The following is a 17,929-nucleotide window of genomic DNA, read 5'->3' as shown; positions in this document are numbered from 1 at the left end:
AATTTTGGTAACTTTTATTAGGTTTGAACTATGTATGTGTAAGAGTTGTAATTTTACCACGCAGTAATCATCCTTTCAAAATCTCAACTACATATAAAATTTTAAACACTTTTGTAGATTAATACCCAAAAAACGAAGTTAAACATGCTCAATCCTCATTTCAATTTAAAGAAAAGATAAGCAAAAAAAAGAATAAGCGATGTTTTAGGTCACCACCAAACCATAAACGCACAGGTACTACGGACAGTTACGCGTGAACACACTTGGGAATTGGCTTACTTCTCCATGTGAAAATAGTAAAAAAAGTACAGGTATGTTCCTGATAAACCCTGAATCATATTTCAGGTTTTGGTCAGAGTAACTTCATTTTCCTGTATTCCATTACAGTGGATACAGGATGTGTCTCAATTTGGATACCTGCTTCTTCGACTGCTGCCACCGAATTAATTCCTACAATGACAGGAATACCCACTTTTCCTCTTTCTACGGGAGCGTAAAAAACTTCAGTTCCGGACTCTCCTATGCATATGCTCCCACTGATGTCATCCTTCTTTGCACGTTCGATCAGTGTACCTGCTTTTTCAGAAGCAGAAGCAGGTATTTCACGCATGTTGGCAAGCATTTTGCCGCTGCCGGTGTCTATTGCCTGGAGGATGGATGTGGATTTCCTCCTGAGGAAGATCTTGATAGGATCAATGGAAGTTCCGCTATAGGATATCAGGTCAACGAACCCTTCTGGTTCATGTTTCTCCATCTGCATCAAGCCTCCGTATGCAGGAATCGTAGGTATACCATTTTTTAACAAAAGACTGTCAAAGGTGATACTGCATACAGTTGCAATAGCAACTTTTCCTTCCGGAACATAAATATCATACTCGCTGGATTCTTCTTCAAAAATACCGACCTTCGGACTTATGGATGCTCCGTTGGCCATTGCATATCTTATGACATCAGTAGCGTTGTCAAAATCATCCTTGTCTATGTAGCTTATATTAACGATAACGTTACCTTTTCCGGTGTCGAGGTCGTAATCAGCTCTGTAAATCAACTCTTCGATCTTGGTGATAATAAATCCAAGCCTGTCACTGATTAATGCATCACTGAGTTCTTTTTTTCCACGTTCTGTTATCGTTCGGCCGATATAGCCGTGTTTTTGAGTAAAGCCTCTTTCATCAAGTATCCTTAAATGGTATCTGACGGCTCGCTCCCCTATTGCGTAACCGCGATTGTGCATTTCATCGGCTATGAGCCGTGCACCCACCGGTTTATCACTTTCGCTGATGATGCGTATTATTTCAATAAGTTTTCTCTCTACATTAGGGTCCGTCATTTTTCACACCATTCTCGGTCTATACTTTTCCTGAATATCTCTAATTTATAGGCTATGTCTATTATTTAAGTTGTGTGTATAAATGCTAGATACGGCCTGTTCTGAGTATATAAATTATGAGCCACATCCCCAGCAGACCTGCCATTACAAACCCGATTACACCAAGACTTGGCATACCCCAAATGTATGGTTCCTGTCCTGTTTGGATAATAAGGGAGGAACCCACTATTATTGCTGATATAATAAGACTGAAAGCAAGGCGATTGCTTGCAGCATCGAGCTCAGCGACGATCCGGTCTAACCCGTGAGAGTCAAACCGCAACTTGAGATATCCTCTTTCGGCTATATCGAGAATGTGAGATAGTTTTAAGGGTGCACGATGAATTACTCTTGACCAGTTATACATATCACGGTATGTACCTTCGGCAATGTTGTGCAATTTGAAGCGGTTTTTCATTGCTTTTTTGGCAAAAGGCTCCGCGATCGCAGTCATACTAATATCCGGGTCCATCAATGCACCAAAACCTTCCACTGTCATAGCCCCTTTTGATAGCAGGGCAACGTTAGAAGGCACACGCACATGGTGTTTCCGAAGTAATCCTATCATCTCTTCAAGTATGGCTACAGTATCAAGCTGTTTGACAGACCTGCCATAGTACCTGTAGAGCAACTGATCTATATCGATCTTTAAGGACTGGATGTCTACTTCCTCCTCGATGGAACCGAAGTCTCGAAGTATCTCGATGTACAGTTGACTATCATTCTTTGTTATGGCAATGAGTTCATCAATAAGCAGGTTTCGGGTTTCAGATGAAAGAAAACCAGCCATTCCAAAATCAAGGAGAGCTATCCTGCCATCGCTCATTATGAACACGTTTCCTGAGTGCAGGTCCGCATGGAAGAAACCGTCCTCATAGACCTGCTTCATAAAGGCTTCGATAACAATATTAGCTATCTGTTTTCTATCGAGTCCCGATTCGGCAAAGTCATCGAACAAAGTGCTTTTTGTACCATCAATGTACTCCAGTGTCAGGACTTTCATACTGGTGTAGTCCCAGTAGACTTCAGGAATGTATATGTGCGGATCATCCTTGAAATTGTGCGCAAACCGCTCAGCGTTCCTGCCTTCCTGTGTGTAGTCCATCTCATTATGGATGGAATGCTCAAACTCTTCTACGATTTCAAGAGGTTTGTAAAGCCGGGCTTCAGGAATATGCTCTTCTGCAAAGCCGGCGATACTGTACATTATGTCCAGGTCTGCATCGATGGTTTTCTTGATTCCCGGACGCTGGACCTTTACAACTACATCGTCACCGCCTTTTAGTTTTGCACGATGGACCTGGCCGATAGAAGCAGCAGCAATAGGTTCTTTTTCAAAAAATATGAATATTTCTTCGATGTCTGCGCCCAGCTCTTCCCTGATTACCTTTTCAACTTCCGTGAACTCAAAAGGCTGAACTTCATCCTGCAATCCGGAAAATTCTTCGATGTATTCTATAGGTATAAGGTCATGACGCATGCTGAGTATCTGGCCAAGCTTTACATATGTGGGTCCGAGTTCTTCCAGCACCATCCTGACTCTTTGTGGATGGGATATAACTCCCTCCATCTTCCCATCTTTTTTTCTGAATCTTGAACGCAGAGGTCTGAACTGATTGATCCTCAAGCGGTCAGCGATGTGCCCGAACTCGTATTTTATCAGCGTATCAACGATCTTTCCATATCTTTTTATCATTGAATACCTGTGTAATTTGCGGTTCAGCATAATTCTCAAAAAATTTAAAAAATTAAGTTTGCTTGCTTACATATGTTTATTTTGTCGGAAAAGAATTATTAAACTATCGTTTAATGTTCCCGAATATGCACAATTGGGGAAATTGTTAAATAATTACCATTCAAAGTTGTAATGGGTGGAGTTGGGTGTAGGCTGCGAGGTGTATGCTCTGCCTGCCGTTAAGAACAGGAGTGGTAAGATGTTATTTTTAGATATAAGTACATGGGAACCTGAAAACAGTGAAAAGATAATTGAGCATTTCAAGCAGTTAAGACCACCGGCCGGCGTGAACATAATCAATCAGTGGGTAGATATTTCCGGTGGCAGGTATTTCATATTATATGAAGCGGATGATGCAAAAGCATTTGCTGAATTCAACCTTCCATGGTCTGACATATGCTTTATTGAGAGCTGTCCGGTGATGGAGTCTACGGAATTCATAAAATTAATGGCTGCAAAGGGAGTATAATCTCCTCTTTTTTATTAGGCAGGTCAACTTACCTGTCTTAACGTTATTTTCTTTTCAACATTATTTATCCTTACTGTGAAATCACCTTCAGGGAGTGCGTTTGTTTCATAGTTATGATAAAAGTTTCCTTCAGTGTCAGACTTCATTGTTTCCATGGCAGTGAAATCTATGCAGACTTCTTCTTCACCGTCCATTGCTTCCCCGTTGATGGCTATATCATAGGTTCCGGGGGGGACGTTATCTTCAGCAAATTCTGCTATTCCCTCCTTGGAGTCAAAGCTCCTTTTGAAATCGACAAACATCTTGACGATAAAGTTCAGGTCCTTTACAGGACTTGATCTGACTGCAAAGCGGTTTTTTCCTTTTGGTATCCTGATATTCTCAAAATTGTATTCGTAATTACCGCCGTTGACTTTTACATATCTGGAGAATGAAACTGCTACATCGATAAGTGCATTGGGTTCTGCTTTTCCCTGGATGGTAAGTACATCCCCGGCAAGTGGATCAGCAGGTAAGATATTCCATTCAGTAACCGTATTTTCTTCAGTAGAAAACCCCGACTTTGTCTGGGTCAGTGAATAAAGAAACTTCACAAAACCAAGAAAAAGGCTATGGCTCTTGCTAAATGCCACACATATCTCCTTCCCGGTGTGTATTAAAGATCTTTCTCTTCTTTTTCTTCACTCGCAAGGGCGTCTATTTTGCTTTCCAGTGCTTTAATCATTTCCTTAAGCTCGCGGATTTCGTCCTTTTTTGCAACATCCGCTTTGTCCACAGCTTCCTGAACCTTGGATGATATTTTGTTTTCCATCTCTTCTTTTTGTTTTTTGTGCTCATCTTTGAGATCGCGTATGAACTTCTTTCCTTCTTCTTTCTTCATCTCGCCGTTTTCTATGAGCTCATCGGTAATGTCCTGGAATTTTTCTTCAGTTAGCGCCCACATTCCAATTCCTAAAAGGCCAGCCTTTTTCCAGATATCTGTTATTTCTCTCAAATGCAAACCTCCATTAATCAATTGGAGATTGATTGATAAATATCTTATTCTGTGTGAAACAGTTCCGGAAGCAAAGTACAATAAAAAAAATAAGGGTAGTAAGGCAACCGTCAGGATGCAAGTTCCTGAAGATCATGCTCAAGGTAGCTCGCATTGCTCATTTCGATGAGTCTGCTACATACTTCTTCAGGTTTGCTATCCATTATTATCTTGCCATTGTCGACGAGTACTGCCCTATGTGCAACTTCTTTTACAAAATCCATGTGATGACTTACAAGGATCACAGTAGTTCCAAAAGTGTCATTGATTCTTTTCAGGGAATTGGTGACATCCCTGAGAGTTACCGGATCAAGGTCCCCGAAAGGCTCGTCAAGAATCAGTATTTCCGGGTTTGTTGCAAGGGCGAGTGCGATGTATGCACGCACATGCTCCCCTCCACTTATCTGGTAAGGTGTCTTGTCAAGGACTTCCATGGGCAGGTCAAGGGCAGCAAAGATATCCTTTGCATGCTCATCCACATCGTCTTTAGTTATAAAGGGGAAAAGAAGTGAATATATGTCCGGGGTCATATTGATCTGCTGCATGATCTTCTCTTTCTCATCCTCTGACATATCAGGAAGGCTGTACAGGGTGTCAAGCACTTGCTCCGGGATGCCGATCTCTGCTGCCTTTTTCCTGGCAAAGTCCAGGGATTTTTCTCCTTTGAGCCTTAACTTGAAAGCCATCTGTTCCCTGACAGTTGAGTGAGGTGAAAGTGTGAATTCCTGGTGCATTATGCTGATCTTCTTGCGCAGATCCAGGCGCTGTCTTGTGAATTCAAGGATGTTCAGCCATTCCCCTTCATGAAGGTAGCTGATGTTTCCTTCTTTCGGAGTTCTCAACCCTTCTATCATTTTCAGGATTGTTGTTTTACCTGCACCTGACTGGCCTATAAGTGCTGTTATCTCTCCACGGTTTATATCAAGGGAGATATCTTCAAATTTAAGCACTTCTCCGACTCTAAGCAGTGAAAAGCGATTTGAAAGGTTCCTTACCTTTATGACAGGTTCTTTTTGCCGGATTTCCGGCAATTCTACCTGTTTTTCCAGGTCTCTAAGGAAATGCTTCAAAACCTTTTCAGTTTCTCCTATCTCCAGAAGTTTTCCATCTTCCAGATATGCTACCCTGTCCGAAAGGTAAAGGTGTACTTCCGGAAGGTGAGAAACAACAACAATAGGGATGTTTAGCCTGCCTTTCATATTCTTTATGACATCTAGTATCTCCTGTTTCGTACCAGGTCCTGTCATGGTTACCGGTTCGTCAAGAAGTAGCATTTTTGGTTTTGCGGCGAGCTGGCGGGCTATAATAAGCCTCTGTTTTTCCCCGCCACTCAGGAGATTTGAAGAATGCAATGCCTTATCATCAAGACCAACGAGCCTCATGTATTCCATGGCTTCTTCATACATGTCTTCATAATGCAGGGAGTCCGGCTCCGGAAGCCCTTCATCTCCGGTATACTGGAAGTTCAGTCTGCGAATAATATTTTCAATGGCAGGTCCGTTCCATAGCCCGAAATTTCTTTGCAGATGGATCGCAGTACTCAGATGAAGAGACTTTAATGTATCTTTTTCTGATGTGGGTGTTATCTCAAGTTCCCCAAGACGGAAAGATCCTTCATCAAAGCTTTCTGTCCCACGGAGTATCTTCAAAAGGGTAGTTTTTCCGCTTCCGCTCTTGCCTGTTACTCCAAGTATCTCCCCGTCGGCAACGCTGAAACTTATGTTGTCCAGAACACGCTTTTTATCGTTTTTGAAGTCATATTCCTTAACAATGTCAGATACATCAAGCATTGTCAAACCTCTGTTAGGATGATGAAAATATGTAAAAAGGAATATCCAGCTCAGATATTTTAGTTTTTGATAGCTGATACTAGTTCTTCAATCTTGGCAGTAACATTGGAGTTCTTCTCTACAACGGTACCTGTGACTATCATGTCAGCTCCGGCAAGAGCGCATTTCTTTGCGGAAGCTCCGTCACGTATACCTCCGCCGACTATCAGTTTATTGTCGCCGAGGACGTGTTTGACAGCACCTATCATCTCCGGCCTTACAGGTTCATCAGCCCCTGATCCGGCTTCCAGATAGGTATAGTGCATTCCAAGGTACTTGCCTGCAAGTGCATAGGCAACTGCAATATCAGCCTTATTTTTTGGGATGAGCTTTGCATCCCCTACCCAACCAACAGTGCCTCCTGGCTCGACTATAAGGTATGCCATGGAGATGGGTTCTATGCCACTCCTGTATACCACCGGGGCACCCATTGCCTGGTTGGTTGTTATGAAACTAATGTCCCGGGAGTTTAGCAGGCTCATGAAAAAGATAGCGTCAGCATAACGGCTGACTCCTGCTGCATTTCCGGGAAAAAGAACTGTAGGTTTGTCAGTCTGTTCTTTTATTTTAAGAAGTGTCTGGTCAAGCAGTACACCTCCGGCTCCTGTGGAACCACCGACCATAATAGCATCCGTGCCACCCTGGGCAGCGGCAAAAGCAATTTCTGCAGCTTCATCGGGAGACTGGGATGCAGGGTCGATAAGTGTCAAGTGAACTGTACCTTCGCTTTCTGCGATATCATTGAGGTACTTTTCCACTTGCATGAAAAGATCAGCCGCCTCTGGATTCCTTGGATTTTGGACGCAGGCTTTTGTTGTTGCATTTTCTACATCTTGTTGCACGAATAGCATTGCGTGCATTGCATTTCATACAGATCTTCTTATTGAGTATTCTATCTTCAGCTTCTGGAAATCTTCCCATGATTTTCACCTGATCATTGTAATGTGATTAATTAGAATAATGATAGGCTGCTTACATGAAGTTCAAAACATATAATTGTTTTGGCGAGAATATAGCTCTTCAGGATGCAAAAATGTCTTCCCGTTTATGTGCTCTCAACATTATAGATTAGCATCTTTCAAGCAAAGCCTATTTAATACTATAATTATTAATAATGATTGATTATTATGGTTGATGAAGATCTGATGAAGAGAAGTGATGAATGGTACGAGAAAGCAAAAAAAGAGGGAAAGCTCAAGGCAAATCCTACCGAAGACCATAAGGCGGGATTGAATGCACTTCAGCATCCTGTACGCAGGGGAATACTCAGGAGGCTTGGTGAGGGCAGGATGAGCTACGAACAGATCAAAGAAGAATTCCAGCTTGACGACATGCATGCAAGTTTTGACCTGCGTATGCTTGAAGATACTCTCTATATTGAAAAAGAGGAAAAAGGTGACAGTTGTGAGTATTATCTCACGCCCCGTGGAGAGGCTTTCCTTGAGAATGTCGAGTCAAAGCATGAACATTAACAGAAAATGAACCGGGAAATATCTTTGCTACCAAGCCGAATAGTATAAATAAAAAAACAGACCAATTTCATCGGTATGAAAGAAATTTCAACTGAGGGGTTATCTGAAAATCTGTATCGGTATAAGCTGATCGACATAAGATCCGTCGACGCTTATAATGGGTGGAAAGAAGGTGAAGAAACAAAAGGGGGGCACATTAAAGGCGCAAAATCACTGCCTTATAAGTGGTTACACTACATTGACTGGATAGAGATTGTCAGGAATAAGGGAATCCTGCCAGAAGATTCCCTGGTCATTTATGGATATGATCAGCATAAAACAGAAGAAGTAGCAAGGCAGTTTGAAAAAGCCGGATACTCCGACTTAACTGTTTTTAACTCCTTCCTTGAATGGACAGAAAAAGATTTGCCTATGGAACATCTGGAAAGATATGGACAACTGGTTTCGGCTGACTGGCTTAGTCAATTGCTTACAACTAATAATGCTCCGGAGTATAATAACAATAAGTTTGTTTTGTGCCATGCACACTACAGGAATCCTTCTGATTATGATGAAGGGCATATTCCGGGAGCTATATCTATTGATACCAATTCACTTGAATCCCCGGAGACATGGAATCGCCGCTCTCCTGAAGAATTAAGGGAAGCATTGGAAGATTTGGGCATAACTCATGATTCTACTGTCATTCTTTACGGGAGATTTTCCTCTCCTAACAATGATGATATGTTTCCGGGAAGCAGCGCAGGCCATCTGGGTGCAATGAGATGTGCATTCATAATGCTTTATGCCGGTGTAAAAGATGTTCGAATGCTTAATGGAGGTCTCCAGTCGTGGCTTGATTCGGGTTATGATATCACGAAGGCTCCTGCCGGAACTAAAAAAGTACTTTTCGGAGCTGCTATCCCTCAAAAAACCGAAATTGCGGTTGATCTTGAGGAAGCAAAAGAGATTCTCTCATCCCCGGACAAAAACCTGGTGAGTGTCAGGAGCTGGAGGGAATACATCGGAGAGGTAAGTGGCTATAATTATATCGAGAAGAAAGGAAGAATCCCGGGCTCGGTATTCGGGGATTGCGGAACAGATGCTTACCATATGGAAAATTATAGGAACCTGGATCATACCATGCGTGAATATCAGGAAGTTGCAGAAAACTGGAAGAGGATAGGTATCACTCCGGAAAAACGCAATGCTTTCTATTGTGGGACTGGTTGGAGGGGCAGTGAAGCCTTCTTCAGCGCATGGCTTATGGGCTGGGACAAATCAGCGGTCTACGACGGTGGATGGTTTGAATGGAGTAATAATAACCTTCCTTTTGAGACCGGGGTACCTGAAGAATGATCATTGAAGATTTCATGCCACAGGTAGGTGAAAGTTCGATCAGGGAACAACTGGTAACCTGCCTGCGTTCGAATCCTAAAACCCTTCCTTCCATGTTCTTCTATGACCACAATGGATCGGAATTGTTTGAGCAGATCACACAGCTTGAAGAATATTATCCACCAAAGATCGAGATCCCGTTGCTGCGGTCTACTGCCAGGAAGTTGAATCACGAACTTAAGGACTGTGACCTTGTGGAACTTGGAAGCGGGGACTGCTCCAAAATTTCAGTATTTCTGGATGAAGTTCCAAGGGATATTCGTCAGACTATGGTATATTATCCGGTTGATGTCTGTAAAAACGCTATAGAAAAATCCGCCTGTAATCTTCAGGATAAGTATCCTGAAATGGGAATACATGGAATTACCGCTGATTTTCTTGAGCATATTGAGAAGATTCCGGGAAATAGAAAAAGGTTTTTCTGTTTCTTCGGAAGTACAATAGGCAATCTTACTGTAGTAAAGGCAATGGAGTTCATGAAAAATCTAGGGGACATTATGAATGATGATGACAGGCTCATTCTTGGAATGGATATGGTAAAGGATGTTTCTGTAATCGAGAAAGCTTATAATGACTGCCAGGGGGTCACTGCAGAATTCAATAAGAATATATTGAAAGTTACAAACAATCATCTTGGGACGGATTTCGATCCGGAGGAATTCGATCACGTTGCATTCTTCAATGAAGAATATTCCCGAATCGAAATGCACCTGAAAGCAAAAAGAGATATGGAAGTCATTATCCCTGCATTAAACGAGCGGATAATGTTCAAAAAAGATGAAACAATCCACACGGAAAACTCTCATAAATATACCGTAGAGGGTATTAAAGAAATGGCAAAAGCCGGGGAACTTTCTGTAGAGAATATCTTCAGTGATGATAAAAAATGGTTCTCTCTTGTTGAAATGGTGAAAAGATGACGGATTTTAGAGATGATTTTCCGATACTTGAAAAAAAGGTTTACGGAAAGAGATTAGTTTATCTGGACAATGCTGCTACAACCCAGAAACCGGATTGTGTGATTGATACTATCTCTGATTTCTACAGGACAGAGAACAGCAACATTCACAGGGGAGTTCACTATCTGAGTGAGCTGTCAAGTGAAAAATATGAGCAAGCAAGAAAGAAAGTCAGTGATTTCATAGGTGCACGTGATCCTGGTGAGGTGACATTTACTTCAGGAACTACTGATTCCATTAATCAGGTCGCACTTTCACTTGCACCTTTTCTGAAGGGGAATGAAGTCCTGGTAAGTGGTATGGAACATCATTCGAATATAGTGCCCTGGCAGCTTGCAGGAGCAAAAGTTAAGGCCATTCAACTGGACGATGACTGCAACTTATTGATGGATTCTATAGATATTACAGATAAGACTAAACTTGTGGCGATATCTCATGCCTCGAATGTTCTTGGCTGCGTGAATAAGATTAAAGAGATTACTGAAATTGCAAAGGATTACGATGTTCCTGTTCTTGTGGATGCAGCCCAGTCAATACAGCATTTGTCCCTTGATGTCAAGGACATTGGTTGTGATTTCTTAGCTGTCTCCGGCCATAAGATGTATGCAGCAACAGGAATCGGGATGCTTTATACAAGTGACCGCTTCAGTGATCTTATTCCTGCAAGAGGGGGAGGGGGCATGATAGATAAGGTAAGTTTTGAAGAATCGACCTATCTGGAACCACCTTTGAGGTATGAAGCAGGCACTCCACACATTGCAGGAGCAATAAGTGTCGGTGCAGCAATTGATTATTTGCAGAATATCGGCATGAGCAATATCAAGAAACATGAGCATGACGTTTACTCCTACGCAAAGGACCGGCTTCTGGAAATGGATGGTGTGGATGTTTATGGAAATACCGATGAGATGTGCGGTTCCATTTCGTTTAACCTGGCTGGTATACACCATTATGATGTGGGGCTTATATTGGATAAGATGGGAGTTGCTGTCAGAACCGGACATCACTGTGCACAACCATTGATGGAAATCCTTGGAATAGGGGGCACGGTGAGGGCAAGCTTTGCATTGTATAATACCAGAGAAGACGTTGATCAGTTGATCGAAGGCATAAAGAAAGTAGAGATGATGTACAATTGACAGACGCTATCCAGGATGAAATTATAAAAGAATTTGAAGGTCTTGAGTGGTTTGACAAGTACGAACTTCTCATATCTTCTGCAAAAAGACTTGAGCCAATGGATGACAAGTTCAAGACCGAGGAAAATTCGATTAGTGGATGCCAGTCTAAAGTCTGGATAAGCAGTTATCGTGAAAATGGCAGACTGATATTCAATCTCGATAGTGATGCCATGATTACCAAAGGTATCATTTCCCTTTTGATGAGGGTAGTAAACAACCGTCCTCCTCGGGAAATACTTGATAATGAGCTGTATTTCATTGAAGAGATAGGGTTAAAGTCCAATCTCTCACCTGCAAGGTCGAATGGACTGGAGTCAATCATTAAGAGAATAAAAGAAATAGCTGAGAGTGAAGCTAATTAGAAGCGCCACCTGCTTTTTAAGTTTTTTTTTGCATTGAAACCCGTTGATCTGAGATAGAAGGTGGCTTTCCTAAAGCTGCTTATTGCTTAGTTTGCTTATTTTCTTCTTGTAAGATAGAAGCACAGCACTATAGCAGTAAATGCTATTATTCCTGTAAATCCGGGTTCCTTTTTCTGTTCATTTTCAGTATCTGCAAATTGCAGGCTGCTGCTATCTTCTTCTCTCACTATCTGCTCTTCTTCAAGTGCACTGGAAGTGGTTATTAGACCAAGTTCACTCATAAACAGATAATCATCTTCAGTAATTTCATCGGGATACCTGTCCCAGATATCCTGAATTTTAGTTTTGTATTCTTCCCTCACCTCTTCAGGGATAGGTGCATTGTCGATATATCTTATGATCTCTACCTGATCTTCAGGAACATGAGCAGCAAAAGCGAGTCTACCATATGGCATATTTGTAACTACATCTGGCAAAGAATCTTCCATTTCCAGATATTCCTCATTTTCATGCAATCTGAATAAATCTGCCTTAATTTCAGGAAGATCCTCAGGCATGTCTGTGTTTCTCATTGCTTCCAGTTCTTCTGCAGTATATATGCTGAAAGCTTCAGCTTCAATCATGGGTCCTAGCTCAGCCATAAATGGATAATCCTCTTCAGTAATATTGAATGGGTATCTGTCCCAGACATCCTGAAGACCGGTTTTATACCTTTTCTTTTCTTTTTCAGAAACATCGAAATTATCAATATATCCCATATAGACGGTTTGACTTTCCGGTCTGGTAGCAGCGAAAGCAAGTCCGCTATAAGGCATGCCCTTAACAACATCCGGTAAAGAAGCTTGCAATTCCAGATATTCTTTAACTTCCTGCATTCCTTCTTCGCCCAACTCAGCTTCTAGCTCCTCAATCTTTAATTGGGCGTCATCTTTCTCTTCTTCAACTGAAGCCATTGCTAGCGGTGTCAGGCACAGGCATAATACCATAGTAGCAATGCATAAAACTAATAATCTGATTTTCATTCTTTCTCAAATCCGACAATAATCTTGCTTTTTTGTATTCCGGGTTCCAATTTCAGTTGTATTTTCCGTCAGGCTCCGAATTATCTGGTATTTCATAAATAACTTAATTAAATTCTATTAAAAATTTATGGAAAAAACTAACTGAAAAATAAAAGGATTACTAAAGGCTACTGCGTATTACACAGTTTTTGTCTTAATTCCTATCTGCTGACTTATAACCCAGGAATTTATGAACAGATGCAAATGCTAAAATTAGAATTAAAATGAAATTAAGATAAATGAGGTGGATCACCTCATTCAAACATCAGGCATTAATCTTTTCAAGTACCTTTTCCCTGGCCTCTCTTGCATCTGCACGCCCTTTTGTCTTCTGCATGACTTTGCCTACGATGAAGTTCAGGGATTTTTCCTTACCTGCGAGGTAATCAGCTACAGCTTCTGGATTTTCGGTAACTGCTTCTTCCACAGCTTTTGCCACGATATCGTCCTCAACCTTGAGCAGGCCTTTTTCTTCTACAATATCCTGTGGCTTTCCACCCTGGTCAAGGATAGTGCGTATAATCTCAACACCGCTTTGCTCTGTGATCTTGTTATTTATTACAAGTTCTATTACTTCGACAATGTCCTCCACAGTGAAAGCATCTATTCCAAGGTCACGGTAATTGAGCTCTCCTTTGAGGATATCGGCAACCCAGACTGCTGCATCTTTGGGATCAACTTTTGCTGCAACCTCTTCGTAGAAGTTGGCGACCTTTATCTGTGAGGTCAGTGCCTTTGCATGCATGTTGGACATCTCGTACTGCTTCAGGAAACGCTCGCGTTTCGCATCCGGCAATTCCGGCAGTGTCTCCAGGATTGCAGGTACCCTGTCGGCAACTCTCATAGGCACAAGGTCAGGTTCCGGGAAGTAGCGGTAGTCGTGTTCCTCTTCTTTGGTACGCATGGACAGCGTGACACCTCTTGCCTCATCGAAGTGCCTTGTTTCCATAACAATCTCTCCACCACGGCGGACTTGGTTTTTCTGTCTCATTATTTCGTAGAGCAGTGCCCTTTCGGCTCCCTTGAAGGATGAGATGTTCTTGACCTCAACACGTTCTCCCCAGAATACGGAAACGTTTGCATCAACTCTCATGGCACCCTCCAGGTCACCATCGAAAACATCAAGGTAATCAAGGATGCTCCTGAGCTTGTCCAGATATCGCCTTGCCTCCTTCGGGCTTCTCATGTCAGGCTCGCTGACGATCTCGATAAGTGTCATTCCGGAACGATTGTAATTGATGAGTGTTCCTTTGGACTTCTCGATGGTTCCTATGTGCTGGAGTCTTCCCGGGTCTTCTTCCATGTGGGCACGGGTGATGCCGACAACGTGTTCTCCATCTTCTCCTTCGATGACAATTTTTCCATTGCCTGCAATAGGGAAATCATACTGGGTTGTCTGGAAGCCCTTTGGAAGGTCCGGATAATAGTAGTTTTTCCTGTGGAACTGGGTCTGCCCTACGATTTCGCAGTTAAGTGCGAGCCCTATTTTGATGGCAAATTCAACTGCCTTTTCATTGATAACAGGTAGTGATCCCGGAAGTCCCAGGCATACGGGACAGACATGGGTGTTTGGCTCGTCGTTGTGGTAGTCGGTGGAACAGCCACAGAACAGCTTTGTGTTGAGCTTGTTCAGCTGGACGTGGACCTCAAGTCCTATCCTGACACCGTCGGGGTTTTCGTAAACCATTATGCCACCTCCCCTGGTCTCTTTGTATGATGATCTGTATTCTGCTCGAAGCTGTAAGCAGCCCTGAGGATATTATTCTCATCAAAGTGCTTTCCTATTATCTGTAATCCTACAGGCATTCCATCTGAGAATCCGCATGGAACGGATATGGATGGTACGCCTGCAAGGTTGATTGGAACGGTGTTGACATCAGCAAGGTATAATGAAAGTGGGTCATCGATCTTCTCACCGATCTTGAAAGCAGGTGTTGGCATGGTTGGTGCCATGAGTACATCAACTTCAGATAGTGCTTTATCAAAGTCCTGTTTCACAAGGGTTCTGACCTTGAGGGCTTTGAGATAGTATTTGTCATGATAACCTGCTGATAATGCATAGGTTCCCAGAAGTATTCTGCGCTTGACCTCGTCACCGAATCCTTCAGCACGGGTTTTTGAGGCCATCACATGCCAGTTGTCACCATCTGCACGGAATCCATATCTTGTGCCGTCAAAACGTGCAAGGTTGGATGATGCTTCGCTCATAGCTATAATATAGTAAGATGCAAGTGCGTACTTGGTATGTGGCATTGATACTTTTTCCCAGGATGCTCCCATGTCTTCGTATTTTGCAATGGCATCCCAGACTGCCTTTTCTACACCTTCGTCAATTCCTTCTCCGAAATACTCATCAGGAACACCGATCTTCAGCCCGTTGACATCATCTTTCAGTGCTTCACTGTAGTTGTTCTCCCTGTTGATTGATGTGCTGTCCCTGTTATCATAGCCTGCAACAATGTCCATGAGTGTTGCAATGTCAGTCACATTGGTTGCAAGAGGCCCTATTTGCTCCAAGGAGTTTGCATAAGAAATAAGTCCGTACCTTGAGATGCATCCGTATGTTGGTTTCAGTCCGACTACACCACAGAAGGCTGCAGGACATCTTACTGAGCCGCCAGTGTCCGAACCCAGGGAAATTGGTGCCTCGCCTGCTGCAACGACTGCTGCACTTCCGCCTGATGAGCCTCCGGGGACCCTGTCGTTATCCCAGGGGTTGAGGGTTGCTCCGTAGTAGCTGGACTCTGTGGATGTGCCCATGGCGAATTCGTCCATATTGGTCTTGCCGAGTATCACAGCACCGGCAGCCTTGAGTTTCTCAATTACATGTGCATCGTAAGGAGGAACATATCCCTGCAGTATCTTAGATGAACATGTGGTTGAAAGTCCTGTTGTGGAAATATTATCCTTGATGGCAATAGGCACACCTGCAAGTGGTCCCTCGTGACCATCAGTATCTATGTTTTTGGCTACTTCCAGGGCCTTATCCCAAGTGGCGACAAAGCCGTTGACACAGCTTTTGTCGATAGTTTCAAGATATGAGGCTGTAACCTCTTCTGCGGAACTTTCCGCAATTTTCTGTTTTATTCCAGAGATGTCTGTCCATGCTGCCATACTTCTCACCTCATATAATCTTGGGGACCTTGAAGTTGCCTTCCTTCTTGTTCTCGGTGTTGGAGAGAACTTCATCCTGTGGCATGGATTCTGTCACTTCGTCTTCTCTGAATACGTTTACAACGTCCATAACGTGATATGTGGGAGCTACATCTTCGGTATCAACTTCGTCAAGCTGTCCGAAATAGTCCAGTACGGAGTTGAGCTTCTCTGCATAGGCATCGGATTCACTCTCTGCAATCTCAATGCGTGCGAGCCAGCCTACGTGTTCTACTTCTTCTTTAGTGATCATCGTAAGTTCCTCGAATGTGAAAGGATATAATATGTAGATATTTAAGTGTTAGAAAAGCAAACGATAATATTAAAAATGTTGGTTTAAGGGCTCCAATCATAACTTCTGATGTTCGATAGGTGTGTTTAATCGGATGATCGTTCCAACTCTCACCTTGGAATATAAAACATAATGAAAACTCCTATCAGCGCAATCAGTGCGCCAATTATCTCATACCTGTCCGGCTCGGTTTTATCTACGTATTTTCCCCAGATGAGTGAGGATACTATGAATATCCCTCCGTAAGCAGCATACACCCTTCCAAAGTGTGCAGGCTGAAAAGTAGGGATTATCCCATAGACAGCAAGTACAAGCCCTCCCATAAGGCCTATCATTAAACCTTTTTTCTCCCGCAGCCAGAGCCAGACAAGGTATCCTCCGCCTATCTCAAAGAGAGCTGCGAGGAAAAACAGTCCCAGGGATACAAGTGCAAATGTGAATATATCTTCACTCATGCCTTTTCATCTCCCCGGGGCCAGTAGTAAATGATCCCTACGCCGGTCAGAATAACAATGCAGCCAATGATGTCATAGGTATCAGGTGGTATCTTGTCAAACACCCATCCCCACAGCAGTGACATCACAACGAATATCCCTCCGTAGGTGGCGTATATTCTGTGGAAGTGCGAGGGCTGGAAGGTTGGCACAATCCCGTAGAGGAACAGGACGATAGCCCCTAGGATTGCGAAACTGATATCCTTGTTTTCCCGTACCCATAGCCAGACCAGATATCCTCCTCCTATCTCGAAAATACCCGCAAGGATAAAAAGAAGGATGGTATAGATGATACATCTTGTTTTGGAGATGCATTTGTTTTCTATCCGGGTCATGCATTTTAGTTGTCGTAGTTAATATAATAAAACATTTGCTTATGGCAGATTATTACTTACGTACCAGATATTCAAATAGTCTACAGGATAATTAGAAGCAGTAATACTATCCGGGAGCTTGCCAAATGAAAAGTCAATCATCTTCATGGTCACGAATTCAGGCAAAAAATATACCTACGACTCTGGAACTTGATCTGATTCTAAATGAGTACACTTTCCCGGGATGTAAGATTCTTGATATCGGTTGTGGCAGTGGAAAAGCGAGTAATCTTCTGGCATCTCTTGGTTTTTCAGTAACAGGTGTTGACATTAACACCGAAGCACTGAGAATGGCTAAATCTTCTTCAGAATCACAGAACTGCTTGCAGATTCCTTTATTTATTCGGACCGATGCCAGGGCTCTACCTTTCCCCGATGCCGCCTTCAACGTAGTCATCATGCAGGCTTTCCTGACAACTATAGTTTCAAAGGATGACCGTGCCAGAATAATCAGGGAAGCATGCAGGGTGCTGGAGCCTGGTGGTTATCTCTACCTTGCGGATTTCGGACAGACCTGGCATTCGAAGGTCTATCGCGAACGTTACATCAATGACCTGCCGGTGACAAAGGAGGAGGGCTCGATTGTTGCTTATGATGAGGGGACCGAGGAGATTGCTTATGTTGCTCATCATTTTACAGAAAAAGAACTGGTTTTTTTATTAATTGATAACGGTTTTGAGATCGAGTTCTTCAAGAGGGATGAGTTTGTAACGAGGACGGGGAATCGGGTGAATGGGTTTGTGGTGATGGGGGAGAAGCGATAAAAATA

Annotated in this window: 20 protein-coding genes; 7 read left to right on the top strand and 13 right to left on the bottom strand. The window is 42.8% G+C overall.

Features of this window, described 5'->3' with window-relative positions; all coding sequences use genetic code 11:
* Positions 1-352 precede the first annotated feature (352 nt).
* Positions 353-1,330: a DUF128 domain-containing protein gene (locus tag V7O62_RS07060; protein ID WP_406655545.1), complete on the bottom strand. Its 978-nt coding sequence runs from the start codon at positions 1,328-1,330 to the stop codon at positions 353-355.
* An 85-nt stretch (positions 1,331-1,415) separates the two neighbouring features.
* The gene (locus V7O62_RS07055) at positions 1,416-3,065 is read right to left on the bottom strand and encodes an ABC1 kinase family protein (protein ID WP_406655544.1); all 1,650 of its coding nucleotides are present in this window, start codon (positions 3,063-3,065) and stop codon (positions 1,416-1,418) included.
* A gap of 238 nt (positions 3,066-3,303) precedes the next feature.
* On the opposite strand from V7O62_RS07055, the gene V7O62_RS07050 reads away from it, so the two are divergent.
* Positions 3,304-3,573 (top strand): DUF3303 domain-containing protein, encoded by a 270-nt coding sequence (locus V7O62_RS07050; protein ID WP_406655543.1) that lies wholly within the window; start codon positions 3,304-3,306, stop codon positions 3,571-3,573.
* 23 nt (positions 3,574-3,596) lie between these two features.
* Here V7O62_RS07050 and V7O62_RS07045 read toward each other — a convergent pair whose 3' ends face one another.
* From V7O62_RS07045 to V7O62_RS07025, 5 genes are all read right to left on the bottom strand, one after another.
* Positions 3,597-4,205 carry a hypothetical protein gene (locus V7O62_RS07045; protein ID WP_406655542.1) on the bottom strand — a complete coding sequence of 203 codons (609 nt, stop codon included), beginning with the start codon at positions 4,203-4,205 and terminating at the stop codon, positions 3,597-3,599.
* A gap of 23 nt (positions 4,206-4,228) precedes the next feature.
* Positions 4,229-4,567, bottom strand: coding sequence for a phasin family protein (locus V7O62_RS07040; protein WP_406655541.1), 339 nt, complete (start codon positions 4,565-4,567; stop codon positions 4,229-4,231).
* Positions 4,568-4,677: 110 nt separating this feature from the next.
* Entirely contained in the window at positions 4,678-6,396 is a 1,719-nt protein-coding gene (locus V7O62_RS07035; protein ID WP_406655540.1) for an ABC transporter ATP-binding protein, read from the bottom strand.
* A 59-nt stretch (positions 6,397-6,455) separates the two neighbouring features.
* A complete protein-coding gene (locus tag V7O62_RS07030) occupies positions 6,456-7,199 on the bottom strand; it encodes a geranylgeranylglyceryl/heptaprenylglyceryl phosphate synthase (protein ID WP_406655539.1) in 744 nt (247 codons plus the stop codon).
* A 7-nt stretch (positions 7,200-7,206) separates the two neighbouring features.
* Positions 7,207-7,356: a 50S ribosomal protein L40e gene (locus V7O62_RS07025; protein WP_406655538.1), complete on the bottom strand. Its 150-nt coding sequence runs from the start codon at positions 7,354-7,356 to the stop codon at positions 7,207-7,209.
* Between the two features lie 206 nt (positions 7,357-7,562).
* Between V7O62_RS07025 and V7O62_RS07020 the strand changes: the two genes are divergently transcribed.
* From V7O62_RS07020 to V7O62_RS07000, 5 genes are all read left to right on the top strand, one after another.
* The gene (locus tag V7O62_RS07020) at positions 7,563-7,907 is read left to right on the top strand and encodes a winged helix-turn-helix domain-containing protein (RefSeq protein ID WP_406655537.1); all 345 of its coding nucleotides are present in this window, start codon (positions 7,563-7,565) and stop codon (positions 7,905-7,907) included.
* 75 nt (positions 7,908-7,982) lie between these two features.
* A complete protein-coding gene (locus V7O62_RS07015; RefSeq protein WP_406655536.1) occupies positions 7,983-9,245 on the top strand; it encodes a sulfurtransferase in 1,263 nt (420 codons plus the stop codon).
* On the top strand, positions 9,242-10,204 hold the full coding sequence (egtD, locus tag V7O62_RS07010) for an L-histidine N(alpha)-methyltransferase (RefSeq protein ID WP_406655535.1): 963 nt from the start codon (positions 9,242-9,244) through the stop codon (positions 10,202-10,204). Before V7O62_RS07015 ends, egtD begins: the two co-directional genes overlap by 4 nt.
* Positions 10,201-11,382 (top strand): aminotransferase class V-fold PLP-dependent enzyme, encoded by a 1,182-nt coding sequence (locus V7O62_RS07005; protein WP_406655534.1) that lies wholly within the window; start codon positions 10,201-10,203, stop codon positions 11,380-11,382. The genes egtD and V7O62_RS07005 overlap by 4 nt, the downstream gene beginning before the upstream one ends.
* Positions 11,379-11,786, top strand: coding sequence for a SufE family protein (locus tag V7O62_RS07000; RefSeq protein ID WP_406655533.1), 408 nt, complete (start codon positions 11,379-11,381; stop codon positions 11,784-11,786). Before V7O62_RS07005 ends, V7O62_RS07000 begins: the two co-directional genes overlap by 4 nt.
* A 95-nt stretch (positions 11,787-11,881) precedes the next feature.
* Here V7O62_RS07000 and V7O62_RS06995 read toward each other — a convergent pair whose 3' ends face one another.
* The 6 genes from V7O62_RS06995 to V7O62_RS06970 all read right to left on the bottom strand — a co-directional run bounded on the left by V7O62_RS06995 (position 11,882) and on the right by V7O62_RS06970 (position 17,121).
* Entirely contained in the window at positions 11,882-12,772 is an 891-nt protein-coding gene (locus V7O62_RS06995) for a hypothetical protein (protein WP_406655532.1), read from the bottom strand.
* Positions 12,773-13,112: 340 nt separating this feature from the next.
* The gene (gene gatB, locus V7O62_RS06990; protein WP_406655531.1) at positions 13,113-14,534 is read right to left on the bottom strand and encodes an Asp-tRNA(Asn)/Glu-tRNA(Gln) amidotransferase subunit GatB; all 1,422 of its coding nucleotides are present in this window, start codon (positions 14,532-14,534) and stop codon (positions 13,113-13,115) included.
* Positions 14,534-15,961, bottom strand: coding sequence for an Asp-tRNA(Asn)/Glu-tRNA(Gln) amidotransferase subunit GatA (gene gatA / locus V7O62_RS06985; RefSeq protein ID WP_406655530.1), 1,428 nt, complete (start codon positions 15,959-15,961; stop codon positions 14,534-14,536). Before gatA ends, gatB begins: the two co-directional genes overlap by 1 nt.
* A gap of 10 nt (positions 15,962-15,971) precedes the next feature.
* Positions 15,972-16,253 (bottom strand): Asp-tRNA(Asn)/Glu-tRNA(Gln) amidotransferase subunit GatC, encoded by a 282-nt coding sequence (gene gatC, locus V7O62_RS06980; RefSeq protein ID WP_406655529.1) that lies wholly within the window; start codon positions 16,251-16,253, stop codon positions 15,972-15,974.
* A 149-nt stretch (positions 16,254-16,402) separates the two neighbouring features.
* Positions 16,403-16,747: a YnfA family protein gene (locus V7O62_RS06975; RefSeq protein ID WP_406655528.1), complete on the bottom strand. Its 345-nt coding sequence runs from the start codon at positions 16,745-16,747 to the stop codon at positions 16,403-16,405.
* Positions 16,744-17,121: a YnfA family protein gene (locus V7O62_RS06970; RefSeq protein WP_406655527.1), complete on the bottom strand. Its 378-nt coding sequence runs from the start codon at positions 17,119-17,121 to the stop codon at positions 16,744-16,746. The genes V7O62_RS06975 and V7O62_RS06970 overlap by 4 nt, the downstream gene beginning before the upstream one ends.
* A 125-nt stretch (positions 17,122-17,246) precedes the next feature.
* Between V7O62_RS06970 and V7O62_RS06965 the strand changes: the two genes are divergently transcribed.
* The gene (locus V7O62_RS06965) at positions 17,247-17,924 is read left to right on the top strand and encodes a class I SAM-dependent methyltransferase (protein ID WP_406655526.1); all 678 of its coding nucleotides are present in this window, start codon (positions 17,247-17,249) and stop codon (positions 17,922-17,924) included.
* Positions 17,925-17,929: the final 5 nt, after the last annotated feature.

Origin of the sequence: Methanolobus sp. ZRKC2 (assembly GCF_045291185.1) — an archaeon.
In the GTDB taxonomy this organism is placed as follows: domain Archaea; phylum Halobacteriota; class Methanosarcinia; order Methanosarcinales; family Methanosarcinaceae; genus Methanolobus.
This window is presented reverse-complemented; position numbering and strand designations above follow the sequence as displayed.